Raw genomic sequence first — 17,406 nt, forward strand, 5'->3', positions numbered from 1 at the left:
TCTTATTCCAATCCGTTATATAAATGGATACGTAATTTATTGAAGAGATGATTAAATGATTAATCAAGCATATACTCCGATAACTCATTAAAGCCTCTGTTTTGACCGACAGGGGCTTTTATTTTACTGCTACCATTAGGTAAAACTTCCAATACCGGAATCCCCACTCTTCTTTGGTATTGACCTGAAAAGACAGTGACTCTAAAGCTTTATTTAATTCATCTGCATTCCTTGTTTGTATAAACTCTCCTGAGAAAACATCAATACAAAAATTTATAAGCCTGAAAAATCCTTTCCGATTCCAGTCCAATAAATAGAATCGGCCACCCGGCTTTAATACGCGATGGATCTCAGACAAAGTTCCTTCCTGATCTTTATAATTATGAAATGCATTTAAAGAGATCACTGAATCAAAGCTGTTATCCTGAAAACTGAGCCTTTCTGATGAGTCTTCAGTAAAAGAAATCGCTGCCTGATCCTCAAAACGCTTTCTGGCAATATTCAGCATTTTTCCGGAGACGTCATTAAGCACTATTTCAGAAAACATAGCACCGCTTTCATTCAGGTGCTTCGCAAACAAACCGGTTCCCGCACTAACATCAAGGATTCGATGCCCTTTCTCGCATTCAAATATATTTAAAAGCTTCTGATGGGTATGTGATAAATATGCCTTCCATCTCTCTTCATACCTCTCAGCCTGATTATTATAGGATGCTGCCGTCTGCGAAATATCTTTCTTCTCTTTATCCAATGGTCCCGCTGATTAATTCTTAGTCCTGTAATTCATATCCCTGATTTCATCGTTCCATTCAAAAGAATTAAAAAAAATCCAATCTGCCCGCCAAAAGCTTTCGTAATCACAGATAACAAGCAAATAAAAACAATAAAAAAACACTCTTAATCATGAAAGTATTAAATAAAATGTTCATTCTTTTTGCGGCATCTGTATTTACATTTGCAGCTTGCAGCAATGGCAATAATTCTTCCGGTGAAATAGTAACCGAAGATGACATCCCTTCAGTTGAAGCCAATACACAAGGCACCAGTAACGGGAATCAAGTAGTAATCTCTAATGTCGATTCACCGGTTGACGGATGGATCGTAATTCACCGTTCCAATGCTAATAATGACGGTCCGCAGGTTCCGGAAATTATTGGAAAAGCCGCTGTTCAGGCCGGATCTAATGCAGACGTAAGCATCCAGCTTGGTGAAGGCGTTGCTAATAACGAAACGCTTTGGGCTATGCTTCACGAAGACACCGGCGAGATCGGTGAGTATGAATTCGACGGTGAAACCGAGCTCGACCTTCCCGTGATATTCAATGATGAGATCGTTATGACCTCATTTATGATCACCCAGACTGATCCTGCCATAATGGTTGCTGATCAGGTTAACCAGGGAAATATCTTTACCCTTTCTGTTAATGCAGCCGAAGACGGATGGATCGTAATTCACGGACCAAATGCCAACAATGACGGACCACAAATTCCTGAGATCATAGGTAAAACTGCCGTGAGCGCGGGAATGAATGAAGACGTAGAGATCATTCTTAACGATGGTGAAACAGTGGAAGCCGGGGATAACTTGTTCCCTATGCTTCACTTTGATACCGGCGAGATCGGTGCATACGAATTTGACGGAGGCAATGGTTTAGACCTTCCTGTATTCTTTGAGGACAATATTGTACTGGAATCATTTACGGTACTTGAAAATACATCAACTCTCACCGCCAATGATCAAACTGTTATGAATAACTCCATAACCGTAGATGTAGAGTCTGATACTGATGGCTGGGTTGTTGTACACCGTTCTAATGCTAATAATGACGGCCCTCAAGTTCCTGAGATAATAGGCAAAGCTCCTATACAGGCGGGAATGAATACGGATGTACAGATCACTTTTAATGACGGAGAAGTTGTTGAAGATGGCGAACAATTATGGCCAATGGTTCACTTCGACACCGGCGAAAAAGGCACTTATGAATTTGACAGTGTAGGCCCTCATGACCAACCGGTTGTTACAGCAAATGGTATTCTGATGACAAATATTACTGTTAGCGGTTCTACTGCTTCAGTGACAGCAAATGATCAGGCCGTTGAAAATGGCACGATAACCATTTCTGAAACTATGGCCGAACAAATAGGCTTTGTAGTTCTCCACCGTGATAACGGTAGTGACGCTCCTGTTGTGCCGGCAAGTATTGGCCATGGACAAGTATATCTTGGTCAAAACACTGACTTAGTAATTACTCTTGATGAAGGTGAAACACTGGAATCCGGGGAGAAAGTATGGGCAATGTTACATATAGATAACGGTACGATCGGATCGTACGACTTTGATGGTTCTCAAGGCTCAGATGATCCACCCGTATTTGATGCAATGGATAATGTAGTAATGGTGCAGTTTACGATTCAGTAAGCTGTGGTTAAGTGATAAAAGGCTGTCGGGTTTCCGGCAGCCTTTTTTATTTTGTGTAAGTTTTATAGTTGAACCGGCAGCATCCTGGATATTTGTCCTGCCTGGGAAAACTCTAACTCAACCCTTACCGAATCTCCTTCTTTTAGATCTTTATTTAGATCCATCAGCATAATATGTAGCCCTCCTTTTTTAAAGCTAATGCTCTCTCCAGGTTGAACTACCAACTCCTTTTGCTGCCTCATCCCCATCATGCCTTCTTCCGTTTCATAGGCTTCATGAACCTGAACTAACCCTGCAACCGGGCTGTTAACGGAACGCAACGTATCTGCCATTTCCAGTGAATTAGTATAAACCAAGTAAGCCGCACTCGTTCCTCTCGCTGCAGCCGGGCGAACTCTGCTTTCCGATCCCGGTATATTTAGTTCAGCTTCGGAATTTCCATCCTTTTGCTCTGCTTCACATGAGAGTAATAATGGGAAAACGGTTATGGCTAAAAGATATCTAAAAGCTTTCATCGTACTTTATTCAGGTCTTCAATAACGATATTTGGGATCATAGGCTGACTGCCTCCGTATTCAAAAATAATGCGTGATTGTTTATCAAGTACCATGATCTTATCCGAATGATTGATGAAATACAGTTCCCGGCCATCATCAGTAGTTTGGGTCATGGATATCTGACTGCGAACCCGAACACTGTCCATCATTGTAAAAACCTCAGCAGAATCACCGGTTAGAAAAGTGAAGTTCCTGTCTACCCCAAATGCTTCTCCATATTTTTTCAGAACGGAAGGCGTGTCCCTCTCAGGATCAAAAGTAGCTGCAATAAAGTGAACATCATCCGGATAATTCATCTCTTGCTGAATTTGCATCAGGTTCTGAGTGATCAGCGAGCAAATATCAGGGCAATTCGTGTAGATGAACCCCATCACAACATATTTACCCTGAAAATCATCAGGAAAAGTAACGGCTACGCTGTCCTGATTCAGCAACTCAAACGAGGCATCTCCCAGATCATCGATCACTTCCGGATGATTGCCACAGCTGATAATGAATAATGGCAATAAAAGCAGTATTAAATTTTTCATGGTTTGAATATAAGGCAGCGAATTATGGTTCAGTGAAATTACCGTTCTGGAAATCAATACGTTCAATCAAGATTTTTCTATATCGGAAGTTCGGCAACTGTTTTTAATGCTGATGTTGGTGCACAACTTCATGCTTATGATCATCACAGGGCTCAAACTCAAATTCCAGGGTGCTGTGGTAGATCTCAAACTCATCATGAAGCAGCTTCTTTATAGATGATTTGATCGACTCCATTTCATCCAAGTCTTCCTTTTCGATCACAATATGGCTTTCAAGAAGCGTATTGTTTTCATCAAGCCGCCATACATGCAGATGATGCACATCACAAACTTTGTCTACACCATTCATAGATCTCACGAGCTCGTTTATATTGATATTTTCGGGTTTAGATTCCATTAAAATGTTGATGGCCTCCCTTAACATATTATAGCAATGCCAGAGTATATAAAAACCGATCACTATAGTTAGAATGGTATCAACGATGTACCATTGATATTTAATGATCAGCCATCCGCCAATGATCACCCCAACCGAAGACAACGCATCCGATAAAATATGAATAAAAGCACTGCGCATATTTAAGTCTTCATCTGAACTCTTCCATAGCAGCGCAGCCGTTATTAAGTTAGCAGCCAGACCTATTATCGCTACCCAGAACATCGTTAATCCATCAATAGGCTGAGGTTCTAAGAACCGCTCCACCCCTTCTTTGATCAGGAACAAGGCAACGATCACCAGCGTGATAAGATTGACAAAAGCTCCTATGATCTCTGCTCTTTTATATCCGAAGGTTTTAGATGAACTTGCCCCTTTCTTTGCGATCTTTTTGGTAACCAACGTTGTTACCAGCGACATGGAGTCGTTGAAGTTATGGACAGCATCGGAAAGCAGTGCCAGGCTATTGGCAATGATCCCTCCAATTACCTGTGCAAGCGTAATTGCCAGATTCAAAAATATGGAAACCCAAAGTTTCCATATCGAGGAATCGTCTACATCTGGATGATGGTGGTGATTATGACCCATTTATGTGTTGAATTATCACTCAATGATTAGTACAGATGTAAAATACGACACATTCGTAACTTGAACAGAAATAAAATGACGTTTTTAACCCACAAACCAAATGCTAAAACTTCCGGCTAATGATAGCACAAAAAGTACATAAGCTTGTTTTACCGGTTTATCTGGAAGGTAGTTATACAATGGATTTTCCGTAAAGAACTCCTCTAATTGCTCCCGCCGGTTTTTTTCTTTTTCATCCAGCTCATCTTCTTTTTTAACCAAGACTTCAGCATCTCCCTGAATTTCTTTTAAGCTTTCATTCAAAAAGCCTGCAATTGTATACTGGTCAACTTTCCCCAGGTTACTCACTATAAGGTAGGCGGGTGTTCCAACCATAAAAATTGCAATACTTACAATAGTCTTATCCATTACGGTAAGATCCACAAATTGTCCCAACGCCATACTGACAAGTGCTGCCAGACCCATTATACACAATAAGGCACTGAGTATTAATCGCAACTTCCAGTTCTGGATGCCTTCCAATAAAATTTCTGATCCTTTCATAACTTTAGTATTGACTTATTTTGGCATAATATGAGCAACCCCGGGTTAGTTTTCAAGAATACTTTTCTCCCATTCTTCTAATAATAACTCCATTAATAAATTTGCTGCTGACCGTGATACCGAATCAAGCTGTTCAGGATCAATGCTGTCGTCAACTTCATAAGTAATAGCATCGATCCCAAAAGTATTATAAAACCAGTTTTTTGCTATGGGTGAGGAGGTATCAAACTCTTCAATCCTAAATTCCGTTTCAGGATTGTTTTCAATGATCCGGCCTACCCACTTTTGTGTAAAATCATCAGGGGTTGTTTTGACTTCCTGGTTGATCGGATAAAAAAGATTTTCATTTGTGGAATGGAAATCTATGGCATAAAACATTCTGCGCAAGTCATGATTCTTCATCCATGAAAGAGCATCCCGAATTACACGTGTCTCAGGCTGATTAAAATTGCTCCAATCACGATTCAGGTCAACTCCTCCGGCATTATGCCGCCAGTGGCCCAGATCCACTCCATCAGGATTTATCATCGGAAAAGCTTTTACCACAAACGTTTGCCTGAATTTCTTTGCTAATTCGCTGTCTGAAGTCAGCTCTTCCAGAAAAATGAGAGATGCCAGATACCCCGTAACTTCAGGCGGATGCTGCCTGCCAACTAGAGTTAATACCGGAGCTTTTTGGTCTTCAGCGACCTCTGTAATATCAAGTTCCCAAATTGGCCTTCCAAGTTTGGATAAACCTGCTTCCCTCACCTTCACAAAACCATGGCCTATAATTTCCCGGTCCCACAGTGTTTTTTTTAGTTTTGAAGAAGTATGCAGCGGTTGTCCGCTTATAATAATGGGGTCATTAGCTAACAAGACATCAAAAGTTGCCGTACCGTTGGTTGAGTCATATTCAACTTCTAATTCCCATTGCTCTTCCCAGCTGCTGTCCGCTTGAACCCAGCTTAGTAATTTAGGAACATACCTATGTGTGGCATCCCGATAATTAAGTTGTATTTTAGCCATCCTGACAGTATCACTCCAAATTTTAAAAGCGTACCACGGACTATTATTAATGGGAGCATTTTCAGGAGCTATGTATACTTCAAACGTTGAATCATTTAAGGCATAAAAATCATTGGCACGTGCACCATCAAATTCATTACTGACCCATACTTTGGGTGAATCAGCCCCAATAATACGTTTAGGTTGAGGATCCAATTCTTTGTCGTTTGTGTTAGTGACATCAACAGGATCATAGGAGAAGCCTGTAAACTCTTTACTGCTTTTACACGAAGTAAGGCAAAAAAAACAAATCACAAACCAAATTAATCTATACATAAAAGGAATTTTTATTTAAGAGCAAGTTTTGGGCCTGTTTTAAAACAACGGTTTCCAAGATAACAAACATTCAGTTATACTTATTATCCATTAAGATATACTACCCCTTTGATTACTACCAATTTTAAGCAGCAAATACTTTTTTTCTTATTCACAGGCTTATTCAGTATTCCTGTATTATCAGTTTCTGCCCAAGACTTTGAAGAAACGGAACCGAGCAGGGTATGGAATGTAAAAATTGAGGGTAACAAAACATTTGAAGATCTGGTAATTCGGAACATCATTTCCAATGAACAACCCTCACTTTTACAAAAGATGATGTTTTGGAAAAAATCGGGTATGATCCTTAATGAAAATGAAGTGAGGCGTGATGTTATTAGAATTGAGCGTTTTTATCAGCGGCGAGGCTTTAATGATGTAATTGTAAATTACAGGATTGAAGACTTGTCTAAGGAATGGAGGAAAGTAGTCGTTTTTGAGATCGTTGAAAATATCCCCATACGAATTGATGATGTTCGTTTTGAGATAACTACTTCACCACAAGACAGCATCCTTATATATAATAACGAAAGATTTAATACCATTATGCAACGGCTTCCCTATCGTGAAGGTCAACGTTATGAACCGGTGACCGAACCTGAGGTAGAAGCCAATATAATTGGAGCTTTACGAAACCTCGGTTATCCTTATGCAAGCAGTGAAGTGCAAGCTCATGTTGACAGCGCAAAAAAAACGGCTCAGATTATATTAAGAAGCAATCCCGGCCCTCGTGCCCGTTTCGATTCTGTGATTGTTGAGGGTGAGGAGAATTTATCCCCCAGATATATCGTAAGAGAAACCGGTATAAAGGAGAATGAATTTTTTAGCGACGAAAAGCTTAGAGAAGCTCAAAGAGAAGTATTTAGCCATCACATGCTTCGTTTTGCACTTATTTCCATTCCGGAGCAGCCCCATGACTCCCTTATTAACATAAAAGTGCGGGTTAGAGAATCTACCTTAAGATCAATTCAACTAAGTGTAGGTATTGGTAATTTAACTCGCATTGAAGACGGCTGGGCTGATGCTTATAAACTTTTTAGAGGTCAGGCAAGCTGGACTCACAGGAATGTGCGTAACCGCGGCGAACGTTTTAATATTTCCGGTAACGCTTCTGCAATTGAGCAACGCTTAGGAGTTAATTACCTATTTCCATATGTATTTAATACTAAAACCTCTTTTGTTTCATCACCTTTTATAAATCACCAGCTTGAGCCTTCATATGAAATTTTCCGGCTGGGGATGCTAAACAGCTTTGTTTATCAATATAATTCTAACCTCACCGGTACATTCTCTTATGAATATACCCTGAATAATGAATCTACTATAAGCTCACAGGAATCTTTACCAGACAGCATTCAGGCTTATAATGTTTCTTCGTTTAATTTTAATGCCTTTTACTCAAAAGGGTTAGCTCGTGGTGGGAAAGGGTGGTCATTTCAACCGTTTTGGGAAGTTTCAGGTTTGTTCGGTATGTCTACCTTCAGTTTTCAAAAATTTGGAATGGATATTCGGAAATTCTCTCCCATTACTGATAAGATCATATTTGCAAAACGACTTAATTTATCCGGAATATATTTTTCCAAACAGGACTCCCTCCCATCTGATATTCGAATATACAATGGGGGTACTAACTCAGTTCGCGGATGGAACAGACAGGAGTTAGGGCCTAAACGGGCAATTTTGAATAATAATGGGGAGTTTTCACGATATGTTCCAATAGGAGGGCGCGCAACCCTAAGTTTTAACACCGAACTTAGGTTTCAGCTTAACCAGCTTGTTAAAGGATTTGGCGTTGCCACTTTCCTGGATGGTGGGCAAGTATGGAACAATTTCATGGATATAGGAGCTTCTCCGATCCAATTTGGAGTTGGGGGCGGGCTTAGATATCAATCCCCGATCGGGCCCGTGCGGATCGATCTGGCATACAAACTAAATCCAACTAACCAGGATCTTCAAATCTATCAGGGTCAAAATTATGGAAATGCATGGGATCGATGGGGTATTCACTTCAGTATAGGACAGGCATTTTAACATGAGTGAAAATAGATCACATATCGCCATACGACTACTTAAGATCTTCGGGTGGCTAGTACTTTCACTTGCTATACTCCTTACTGCTTTAAGACTCTCATTAAAAACATCATGGATACATGGCATTGCTAAAACCCAGATAATTTCTATTGTAAATAATAGCCTTAACGCAACGGTCTCTATTGATGAAATAGAGGGTGACCTTTGGAATGATTTCACTTTTCATGATATCAGTGTAGTTCAGAAAGACACACTTTTAGACGCAGATTCCTTAAATATCAGGTTTAATATCTGGAGCTTGCTTAGTAGTTCTTTTGAAGCTACTGAAATCTCCCTCTCCGGCTTTAATGCATACCTAAATGAAACTGAAGAAAATCACTTTAACGTTCAGGATCTGGTAAAAGAAGATTCCAGCGAGTCCGCTTTCAGCATCAATATTCAGCGTTTTAAAATTGATAATGGTTCGATTTCGATCTATTCCCCCACTTATTTGCCTGATACAACCCTGTCTGTTAATCAATTGACCGCAAGCGCAAGTTTTAGTGTATCTGATGAGATCTCTGCATCGCTTTCTTCCTTATCATTTCAGATAGCTGAAGGCCGGCTTCCTGAGCCTGTTTCTGTGAAAACGTCTGTCGATTATAAAAACAACATCATTACTTTAAATCAATTGGTCATTGAAACTAGTCGCTCACTTTTAAAGGCAAATGGTTTTTCAAACCTTCAGGATTCTACTTTATCCGCAGAAGCCAATGCTTTGCCTTTATCATTTAAAGATATTCAGCCCTACCTCGATTCCGAGCTGCCTGACGAAGAACTTCAGTTAACACTTAAAGCTGATGGGAATTTAGACTCCTTGAATCTTGAAGTTCAGGGAGAAGGAAAGGGATTTGATGAACTCTTGGTCGTCTCTAATTTTACGATCTCCGACACCCTAAGTCTTAATAAGTTTGGCATGACCGGACGTAATTTAGACATAGCCTACTTTACTAAAGATTCGGTTGATGCAGAAATCAAAGATTTTCAGGTCTCCCTTGAAGGACACTTAGATCAGAAACTTTCTGCAACTGATATTACCTGGGGGTTTACGTTTAGCGATATAAGGTTTGAAGAATATTATTTTGAGATCCTTTTTGGGAGTGGCACCCTAAAAGAACAAACTTTGATGGCTAATATTCAGCTTAGCGACGGTGCCGATACTATTGTCCTGAACCCCGACATAGAAAACCTTTTTAGCGAAGATCCTGACTGGCAAGTCAAGGCACGATTTTCAGATATCAATCTTGGGTGGTGGACAAATAATCCGGAATTGAATGGTGAAGTAAGCTTTCAGGCTTCTGCCGAAGGTGAGGGATTCACCCTTTCAGAAAAACCTTGGAACTTCTCCTTGTATAAAGTTGCTTTGCCTCAATTTAGAAGTGGAAGCAATCCCTTTTTTGGTGAAAAGCCCGTTTTCGTAAAAGATACTATTAGAGTAGGTAACCAAAACATATCTGACCTGAATGTAACCGGAAGCATCAGTTCTGATTCACTTAAAACCGATGGATTTGTTCAGCTGATCGATAATAAGATCAACTTCTCTACAATAGTCTCAAACTTTCTCAATGAGCAGCCATCATATACATATAAGCTTTCAACCTCTGAATTTGATCTGGGTGAACTGCCCGGATTTGAGGACTTTTCTACTTCTATTAATATGGCTGCCAATGGAGAAGGGAGGTATTTTGAACCTGAGAAGATCCACACCAATGCAAACTTAGTGATTGACTCCAGCTATGTAAATGGTGCTTCCTTCGACTTATTGGAATTCAATGTGGCTTTACAGGATTACATTCTAACGCTGGAAAATGGAACATTACAAAGTGAAATCATTGAAGGCAGTTTTTCAGGAAGAAGAAATTTAGCTGACCGAAGTGACCCGGAAAATGATTTTGCCCTCGACATGGAGATCAAAAACCTGCAGCCATTTGCCCCTTTAGTTGGTGCAGAAGTTTTTAACGCTCCCGGAAGGATAACAGGAAATATTTCCGAGATCACTGAAGGAGAGTTGCTCTTTGATGGTAATATTCAGCTGCATGATATTCATTATGATACCTTATTCGCAGCAAATTCAATTGAAGGGAACACTAAAATTTCTATCCGGGAAGAGTATGGTTATGATCTTTCCCTGAATATAGATCAGCCCACCTTTAACAATATCACCTTACAAGATTTGCAATTCAAAACTGTTGGTATAGCAACAAATGATTCCCTTTCCGGAAATTTCGATCTTGATATAGACAGTGAAGAAGCCGGGAATCTTTCCCAGTTGGGTAGTTATGCTCTGAATCTTCAAACCCTAAGAACTGAACTAAACTGGAATACCTTTAAATTTCAAACTCCAGCCCGATTACTTAGCCTTCAATCTCCTTTTAATCTCATCTACGATAATTCTTCGATTCGGACAGACACCTTAAAACTTCGCTCTGATGAAGGTACTTTCCTAAATATTTCCATTCCCTATGCTGATTCTTTAAGACAACAGGTTTGGGCTCAGGGTCGTGATTTTGATTTCGGAGTAATCCAAAACATTATTTTTGATGAGCGTTTTGTGGAGGGCATACTTTCCGGAAATTTAGAAATTGACAATGCTCCCTCTTCCTTTTCAGGAAACGGCTCTTTAAGTATATCAAATCTCTTATATAAAGACTCTGAAGTTGACCTGATAAACCTCAACTTCGATGTTATTTCACAGCGCTTAGAGGGGAATCTCTCTGTTACTATAGATGGGGAAGAAAAAATAGCTGGACAAATTGACATTCCTTTTATCCCAGAACCCCCCACTACTTTAGAACAAACGTTCTTTGAAGAATCAGTAAGTGGAACATTGGTTATAAATCCTTTAGATCTGAATGAATTTGAAAATATTCTGAACTCATTTGAGATCACACAGACCAGTGGGATTCTAAGTTTTAACGGACAGTTATCAGGTACAGCCGGTGAACCTAACTTTGAAGGCATCTTCAATTTGAGTGAACCAACACTTTCCGGCATTAGTATCGATTCCGCTTTCGCAAAATTTAATTATCATCATTTAGATAAGAAATTAACAGCCCTTGCAGAAATAAATGCCCAGGGACAACAAGCCGCTTCTATTGATGCTAAAATTCCTGTTTCAGTGGACTTCCGTACTTTTGAAATTAATATGCCTGATGATACAGACTCTCTTAGGTTTAATCTGCTGACAGATAATTTCAACCTTTCTGTATTTAATGACTTTTTGGATAAACAATATTTGAGCAGGCTCCGGGGAAGTTTAAATGCTGATGTGAATGTATCAGGTACTAAAGAAAAACTTGTTCCTAGAGGTTTTCTAAAACTCAATAATGCACAGGTGGCAGTGCCCATTGCAGGGATAACCTTAACAGAAATAAATTCAGAACTACAATTCTCTGAATCCGGGCTGCTACTTAACAATTTTAAAATGACTAGTGGCAGCGGGAGTTTTACTGCTAATGGCTCTATTGAGTTGGAAGGTATTACTCCAACCGAACTTAATATCAATGCAAGGGCAAGTCGTTTCAAGCTCGCAAACACCTCTGATTACAATTTAACTATAGACCTCGACAGCAAGTTAACAGGCCCGCCTACACAGCCTAAAGCTTCAGGTGTTCTTACCATAAAAAATGGCTTTGTCTATTTGCAGGATTTTGGAGAGAAATCAGTTGAAACAGTGGAATTGGAAGATGAAGATATTTCCACATTCAGTCCTTATGACTCATTAGCCATTGATATGCGATTCGTAATAGAACGTAATTTCCTAATACGGAACAGGCGCTATCTTGACATGGAAGTTGAGTTAACAGGTGAGCTTGATGCGCAGAAACAATCTGCTGGGGAACTTCAATTATTTGGAACCCTAAATGCCGAAAGAGGATATGTACGTCCCCTTGGTAAGCAATTCTCACTCGAGGAAGGAAGATTCACATTCAGTGGCCCCATCGATAAACCCGATATTTACATTAAGACGAGCTACATCCCTCAGACATCTCAAAAACAAGGTGATCCAATTATCCTTTTTTACATTATTGAAGGAAATGCTTCCGACCCTCAGTTTCGATTTGAAAGTGAACCGCAAATGGAGCAGCAGGATATTATCTGTTATACCTTATTTAATAAGCCGTGTTATGCTTTAGAATCCTGGCAACAATTGATAAGCGGCGGCGGCTCATCACCAAGCGACTTATTGGTAGGAGTTTTACTGGATGAAGTTGAGACGCTGGCAACTCAGGAATTGGGAATTGATGTTGTGCAAATCGAAACTACAAGATCAGGTACTCACACCGGTACTTCCATTAAAACAGGGTGGTATTTAAACCGCCGGACTTTCTTTGCTATTGTAAATGAAATTAGTGGTACCAATCCTAAAACCATGTTTATACTTGAATATCTTCTCAAAGAAAACCTGGACTTAATTATTACACAGGGAGATGATAACCAACAAGGAATTGACCTGCGCTGGCAGTACGATTACTAAAAGTCGGTTTTTGCAAGGTGTTATAAATAATCTAAAAGAGAATACTTATTTTATTCTCAGCCACAAATTTCACCACGGCAACATTCTTCTACGTTGATACCGCATGCGGCACATTGCCCATGGCCATGAACCCAAATCAACTCCGCCTGTTGACCACAAAACAGGCACCTTCGCACTGCCTTTTGATCGGATTCTTTTGCTTTATTTTTAACTGTTTCATCCATTGTCTTCTGTGAGTTCGGCATAGGCTACTTCGATGTTTGCGCTGAGCGGGAGATTCCAACCCGGAGCTTTAAATTCCTCAAAACCGGACAGAGTTTCTATATCAGAGAGTTCATTAACAGGCTTTCCTGAATCTATTCCCCGTTGAGTATAATCGAGCAAGGCTTCAAAAAAGTCAACTTTTACAGCCAGGTCTTCTTTGGTACCAGTGATCCCGTAATCGGTATTTCCATGGCCAAAAATATACATGGTATCAGCCGGCAATTCTTCTGCCGTTTTATTCAATGTAATGATCCAGTTCGAAATGTTAGCACCTGAAGCACGATCAATAAAAGGATGGGCTCGATTAAATATCAGGTCTCCCATATGGGCTACATTCGCTTTTTCAAAGTATACCACCGTATCTCCACCTGTGTGCGCAGGACCATAATGAGTCAGGTGAATCGTTTCATCACCCACATCTTCACTCCAGGATTCCTCATATGTTGTATCAGGATAAACCTGGGAATCCAAGGCTTCTTGTCCTCTTCCTTCAGCTGCTGCACGCTGCAGATCCGGAACGTTTTTATGGGCTACGATCCGTCCCACCTTCTCCTTGAAAACCGGATTTCCGGCCGTATGATCTCCATGATGATGGGTATTGATGAGCATATCAAAAGCAACCTCTCGCATTTCTTCCAATCCTGAAATACAATTTCCGGCAGACTCCGGAAACTGGGAGTCAACCACGACGATTCCTCCTTCATTCACCAGCCAGCCAATGGTTCCTCCACGGCTTGTAAATGTACCCACATTCCTTCTAAGGATTTTGAATGGGCTTTCTTGTCCAAGCGCAAAAAGTTTAGATACCGGAAGTGTTGCAGCGGCTCCCATTAAAGCAGATCTGAATAAAAACTGACGGCGATTCATAGGTTGATCATTTTGTTATTAAGAAATTCATGCTGGAATTAACGAAAAAATTTCAAGCATTCATTCCCAATAATTTTCTTAGAAAACTGCCGGATCGAAAATCTTACATCTCAGCAATAAAAACAGGATCAACTCATTCCGTGATAGCGGCCGGGTTTGTGGTTGATAGCCAAAATAATATTTAATGCGAAAGCAGCAAGCACTGAAAATGCCAATGCCTTCCAATCCACCACTAAAAAAGCAGCCAGTATGATCAGGGTATCTGCAACCATCTGGAATTTCCCGGCACTGATCTGAAAGTATTCCTGTACGTAAATGGAGAGTATGTTCAATCCCCCCAAACTTGCTTTATGCCTGAAGAGCATAAGTAAGCCACTACCGATCAGAAAACCTCCTAATATGGCTGCAAACCAAGGGTTGATCTCCCCAAACTCAAATATAATCGGGATCACCTCTGTAAGAAAAGACACCCCAAAAACAGCCAGGAAGGTTTTGATAGTAAATTCCCAGCCAAGCTTTTTTACCGCTAAAACATAGAACGGAAGGTTTATAACAAAGAAGACAGGGCCAAAACTAAGATCAGTACTGTACTGGACCAAAAATGAGACACCGGCTGTTCCACCGATCAGAAAATTCATATGGGAAAAAATCGCGATCCCAAAAGATGCCAAAAGCGAACCGATGATAATGCCCTGCACATCATCAAAAATACTATGTTTAGCAGGTTCAGGTTGTGTTTTTTCGTGATTTTTCTTTTCCTCTGGAGTAGAAATATTTTCCATCTAAGTAGTTTGTTCGTCCCTGATCAGCAGCAAAACAGCTGCATGCGGGACGATCAGATATTTTTCATTTTCAAATTCAATTTCATAGGCCTGCTTTTTGAGAAAGATAGCCAAGTCACCTTCCAATGCCTGCATACCTATGTACTTTGTATCGGTACTTCCTTTCCATGTTTCCTCAATATCGGTATTGGGGATAGGGTAACCCGGGCCGGTCTTAACAATATATCCGCTCTGTATCTCTTCCTTTTCTTTTACAGATGCAGGCAAAACCAATCCGCTTCGGGTGTGAGTTTCCATGTCGCGCGGTTTGATCAGTACCCGATCACCTACGACAACAAATTTCTCAATTGAGTTCAAATATTCTTGTATCATCAGTTCTTCTATTTTTCTTAAAGATAAGGAATTTGATGCTTTGGTAAACCGTTTCTATAGATCAGAATGCTTTAAATCTAACAGCAAATCGTATGAATAATAAATTGTGCATTATAACCGGAGCCAATTCCGGAATTGGATTTCAAACAGCTAAAGCCCTTGCTGATAAAGGCGCTTACATTGTTATGGTTTGCCGAAATGAGGACAAAGCTGAGGCGGCCAAAAAGCAGATCTTTGAAGAAACATCGAACCCCGGAATTAATATTGTATTATGCGATTTTGCCATCCAGTCTGAGATCAGAAAAGCGACTGAAGTAATAAAAAAGAACTACGATAAAATTGATGTACTTATCAATAACCATGGCTTTCTGGCTTCCGAAAAAGTAGAAACCGTGGATGGATTGGAAATGACCTTTGCCGTAAATCACATTGGGTATTTCTTGTTCACTAACTTGCTGCTCGATCAAATCAAAGCTGCAGACAGCGGGCGTATTGTAAGTGTGGCATCGGAAGCCCATCGCGCCGGAGAGTTTGATCCTGAGAACATTCAGCTCGAAGAAAATTTCAGTCCCTGGAAAGCCTATGGTAACTCCAAGTTATTCAACATCATGTTTACCAAAGAGCTTGCCCGCCGCCTCAAAAATACCAACGTGACCGCTAATAGTTTACACCCCGGAGTGGTGTCATCCAATTTTGCCCAAAGCGGAAGCTGGATCATGAAAACGTTATTTACCATTGGTAAGCTTTTTTTCATCTCTCCGAAAAAAGGAGCTGAAACATCCATTTATCTTGCCAGTTCAGATGAGGTGAAAGAAGTGAATGGAGCTTATTTCAAAAATAAAAAAGCAGCTAGCCCAAGTAAAACTGCCCGAGATGAAGCAGCAGCTAAAGAACTCTGGGAAATAAGCGAAAAGCTCTGTGGCTTATAATTTTGGCTAAAAAAAGCACAGATATAACCTACGCTCCAAATGAAATTATTTTTTAATGTTAAGCCTGGAAATTACTATTCCTGAAACCATCACCACGGCAGAAATAATGATAGGAGTGTAATCACCTGTGCTAATAGCAAAATCAGCACCGAATGCTTCAAATGTATTTGAGTTTTCATAATACTGATACCCATAAAACATAACCCCTAATAATCCCACTACTGTCAGAATCTTACCTATTTTATCTTTCATAGTTCTGTAGATTGTTTGTATTTATTTACATAAAACCCAGATTACAATAATTTGTTTCCTGAAAACATACAATAGCCGGAAGATTAGAATTATCAAATAATTAGCCTGTTCTTTAACAAAAAAAGGCTCATTCAGTAAAGAATGAGCCTTTTCGAAATTGAGTTTCAGTATCTGATCAATAAGAAGAGAATACGCTTGTAGAGCCATCTCTATTAACCAGAAGCACATCATAACTATCGGGTGTGCGGCCCGGTGTTTCCATTCCCGGTGAGCCGATTGGCATTCCCGGCACGGCAAGTCCAATTGCATCAGGTTTTTCTCTAAGAAGTCTTTCTACATCTGCTCTCGGGACATGGCCTTCTACTACATAGCCATCAACAATGGCTGTATGACAAGAAGCCAATTCACGGGAAATTCCGTTATCTCTTTTAACCTGCATCAAAACGGGTACGGGAACTTCTTCAACGGCAAAATCACCTTCATGCATGTGATCTCCCCATTTAGTACAGCACTGACAACCGGCATTTTTATACATCACCACTTCCGTTTTATTGGACAGCATATTGCTTGCAGAATTACCCGGCCAGAATAAAAACACAGCTACACCGGCTGTAAATAATAGCCCATAAATAAGAATTTTCTTGTTACTCATATCAATAATTTGGTTTTAAAATGATCGAATCTTCTTTAAGATAACCTTCTTATAGGAATTTTGTTTTATTATGAGGCATGAAAATTGTTAAGATCTTAATTATGTGTATGGCTTTTGTCTCATGCTCAAATAATAACGGTGATTATAAGAAAATAGCTTCGTCCAGCATAGAGGAACATAAAAGCATATCTGAGGGAACCTATCTGGACCTGAGCTTTTATCATTTAGAAGATAAAGACCGATTTATGCCTGCTGTTTTTAGTATAAACGGGGTGTTATTTGGTCCAAAGAAAGATTCCTTATCCTC

At 40.0% G+C, this 17,406-nt stretch carries 16 protein-coding genes; 5 read left to right on the forward strand and 11 right to left on the reverse strand.

Annotation, left to right across the window (positions count from 1 at the left end; translation table 11 throughout):
* Nucleotides 1–118: 118 nt before the first annotated feature.
* Nucleotides 119–751 (reverse strand): class I SAM-dependent methyltransferase, encoded by a 633-nt coding sequence (locus VFM80_RS05525; protein ID WP_395070367.1) that lies wholly within the window; start codon nt 749–751, stop codon nt 119–121.
* Nucleotides 752–903: 152 nt separating this feature from the next.
* Here VFM80_RS05525 and VFM80_RS05530 point away from each other — a divergent pair, with 152 nt between their 5' ends.
* Complete coding sequence (locus VFM80_RS05530) at nt 904–2,418, forward strand: DUF7282 domain-containing protein (RefSeq protein WP_395070369.1); 1,515 nt, start codon at nt 904–906, stop codon at nt 2,416–2,418.
* A gap of 62 nt (nt 2,419–2,480) precedes the next feature.
* Here VFM80_RS05530 and VFM80_RS05535 read toward each other — a convergent pair whose 3' ends face one another.
* From VFM80_RS05535 to VFM80_RS05555, 5 genes are all read right to left on the reverse strand, one after another.
* Nucleotides 2,481–2,933, reverse strand: coding sequence for a copper chaperone PCu(A)C (locus VFM80_RS05535; RefSeq protein WP_395070371.1), 453 nt, complete (start codon nt 2,931–2,933; stop codon nt 2,481–2,483).
* Nucleotides 2,930–3,505: an SCO family protein gene (locus VFM80_RS05540; protein ID WP_395070373.1), complete on the reverse strand. Its 576-nt coding sequence runs from the start codon at nt 3,503–3,505 to the stop codon at nt 2,930–2,932. Before VFM80_RS05540 ends, VFM80_RS05535 begins: the two co-directional genes overlap by 4 nt.
* A 103-nt stretch (nt 3,506–3,608) precedes the next feature.
* A complete protein-coding gene (locus VFM80_RS05545) occupies nt 3,609–4,529 on the reverse strand; it encodes a cation diffusion facilitator family transporter (RefSeq protein ID WP_395070375.1) in 921 nt (306 codons plus the stop codon).
* Nucleotides 4,530–4,613: 84 nt separating this feature from the next.
* Nucleotides 4,614–5,072: a hypothetical protein gene (locus VFM80_RS05550; protein WP_395070377.1), complete on the reverse strand. Its 459-nt coding sequence runs from the start codon at nt 5,070–5,072 to the stop codon at nt 4,614–4,616.
* A 45-nt stretch (nt 5,073–5,117) separates the two neighbouring features.
* Nucleotides 5,118–6,395, reverse strand: a complete 1,278-nt coding sequence (locus tag VFM80_RS05555) for a M14 family metallopeptidase (RefSeq protein ID WP_395070379.1) — start codon at nt 6,393–6,395, stop codon at nt 5,118–5,120.
* 108 nt (nt 6,396–6,503) lie between these two features.
* Between VFM80_RS05555 and VFM80_RS05560 the strand changes: the two genes are divergently transcribed.
* Both VFM80_RS05560 and VFM80_RS05565 read left to right on the forward strand, forming a co-directional pair.
* Entirely contained in the window at nt 6,504–8,465 is a 1,962-nt protein-coding gene (locus tag VFM80_RS05560) for a BamA/OMP85 family outer membrane protein (protein WP_395070381.1), read from the forward strand.
* Nucleotide 8,466: 1 nt separating this feature from the next.
* On the forward strand, nt 8,467–12,981 hold the full coding sequence (locus tag VFM80_RS05565; RefSeq protein WP_395070383.1) for a translocation/assembly module TamB domain-containing protein: 4,515 nt from the start codon (nt 8,467–8,469) through the stop codon (nt 12,979–12,981).
* A 216-nt stretch (nt 12,982–13,197) separates the two neighbouring features.
* On the opposite strand, the gene VFM80_RS05570 is transcribed toward VFM80_RS05565, so the two are convergent.
* The 3 genes from VFM80_RS05570 to VFM80_RS05580 form a co-directional block, all read right to left on the reverse strand.
* Nucleotides 13,198–14,112 carry an MBL fold metallo-hydrolase gene (locus tag VFM80_RS05570; protein WP_395070385.1) on the reverse strand — a complete coding sequence of 305 codons (915 nt, stop codon included), beginning with the start codon at nt 14,110–14,112 and terminating at the stop codon, nt 13,198–13,200.
* Nucleotides 14,113–14,240: 128 nt separating this feature from the next.
* Entirely contained in the window at nt 14,241–14,894 is a 654-nt protein-coding gene (locus VFM80_RS05575) for a YitT family protein (RefSeq protein ID WP_395070387.1), read from the reverse strand.
* Entirely contained in the window at nt 14,895–15,266 is a 372-nt protein-coding gene (locus VFM80_RS05580; protein WP_395070389.1) for a co-chaperone GroES, read from the reverse strand.
* 92 nt (nt 15,267–15,358) lie between these two features.
* Here VFM80_RS05580 and VFM80_RS05585 point away from each other — a divergent pair, with 92 nt between their 5' ends.
* A complete protein-coding gene (locus tag VFM80_RS05585; RefSeq protein WP_395070391.1) occupies nt 15,359–16,195 on the forward strand; it encodes an SDR family oxidoreductase in 837 nt (278 codons plus the stop codon).
* Between the two features lie 45 nt (nt 16,196–16,240).
* On the opposite strand, the gene VFM80_RS05590 is transcribed toward VFM80_RS05585, so the two are convergent.
* Together VFM80_RS05590 and VFM80_RS05595 are read right to left on the reverse strand one after the other, a co-directional pair.
* Nucleotides 16,241–16,447 (reverse strand): hypothetical protein, encoded by a 207-nt coding sequence (locus tag VFM80_RS05590; RefSeq protein ID WP_395070393.1) that lies wholly within the window; start codon nt 16,445–16,447, stop codon nt 16,241–16,243.
* Between the two features lie 175 nt (nt 16,448–16,622).
* Nucleotides 16,623–17,099 (reverse strand): DUF411 domain-containing protein, encoded by a 477-nt coding sequence (locus VFM80_RS05595; protein ID WP_395070395.1) that lies wholly within the window; start codon nt 17,097–17,099, stop codon nt 16,623–16,625.
* Nucleotides 17,100–17,176: 77 nt separating this feature from the next.
* Here VFM80_RS05595 and VFM80_RS05600 point away from each other — a divergent pair.
* Nucleotides 17,177–17,406, forward strand: a 230-nt coding sequence (locus VFM80_RS05600; RefSeq protein ID WP_395070397.1) for a hypothetical protein, incomplete at its 3' end; no start/stop codon positions are given.

Source organism: Gracilimonas sp. (assembly GCF_035704785.1).
GTDB lineage: Bacteria > Bacteroidota > Rhodothermia > Balneolales > Balneolaceae > Gracilimonas.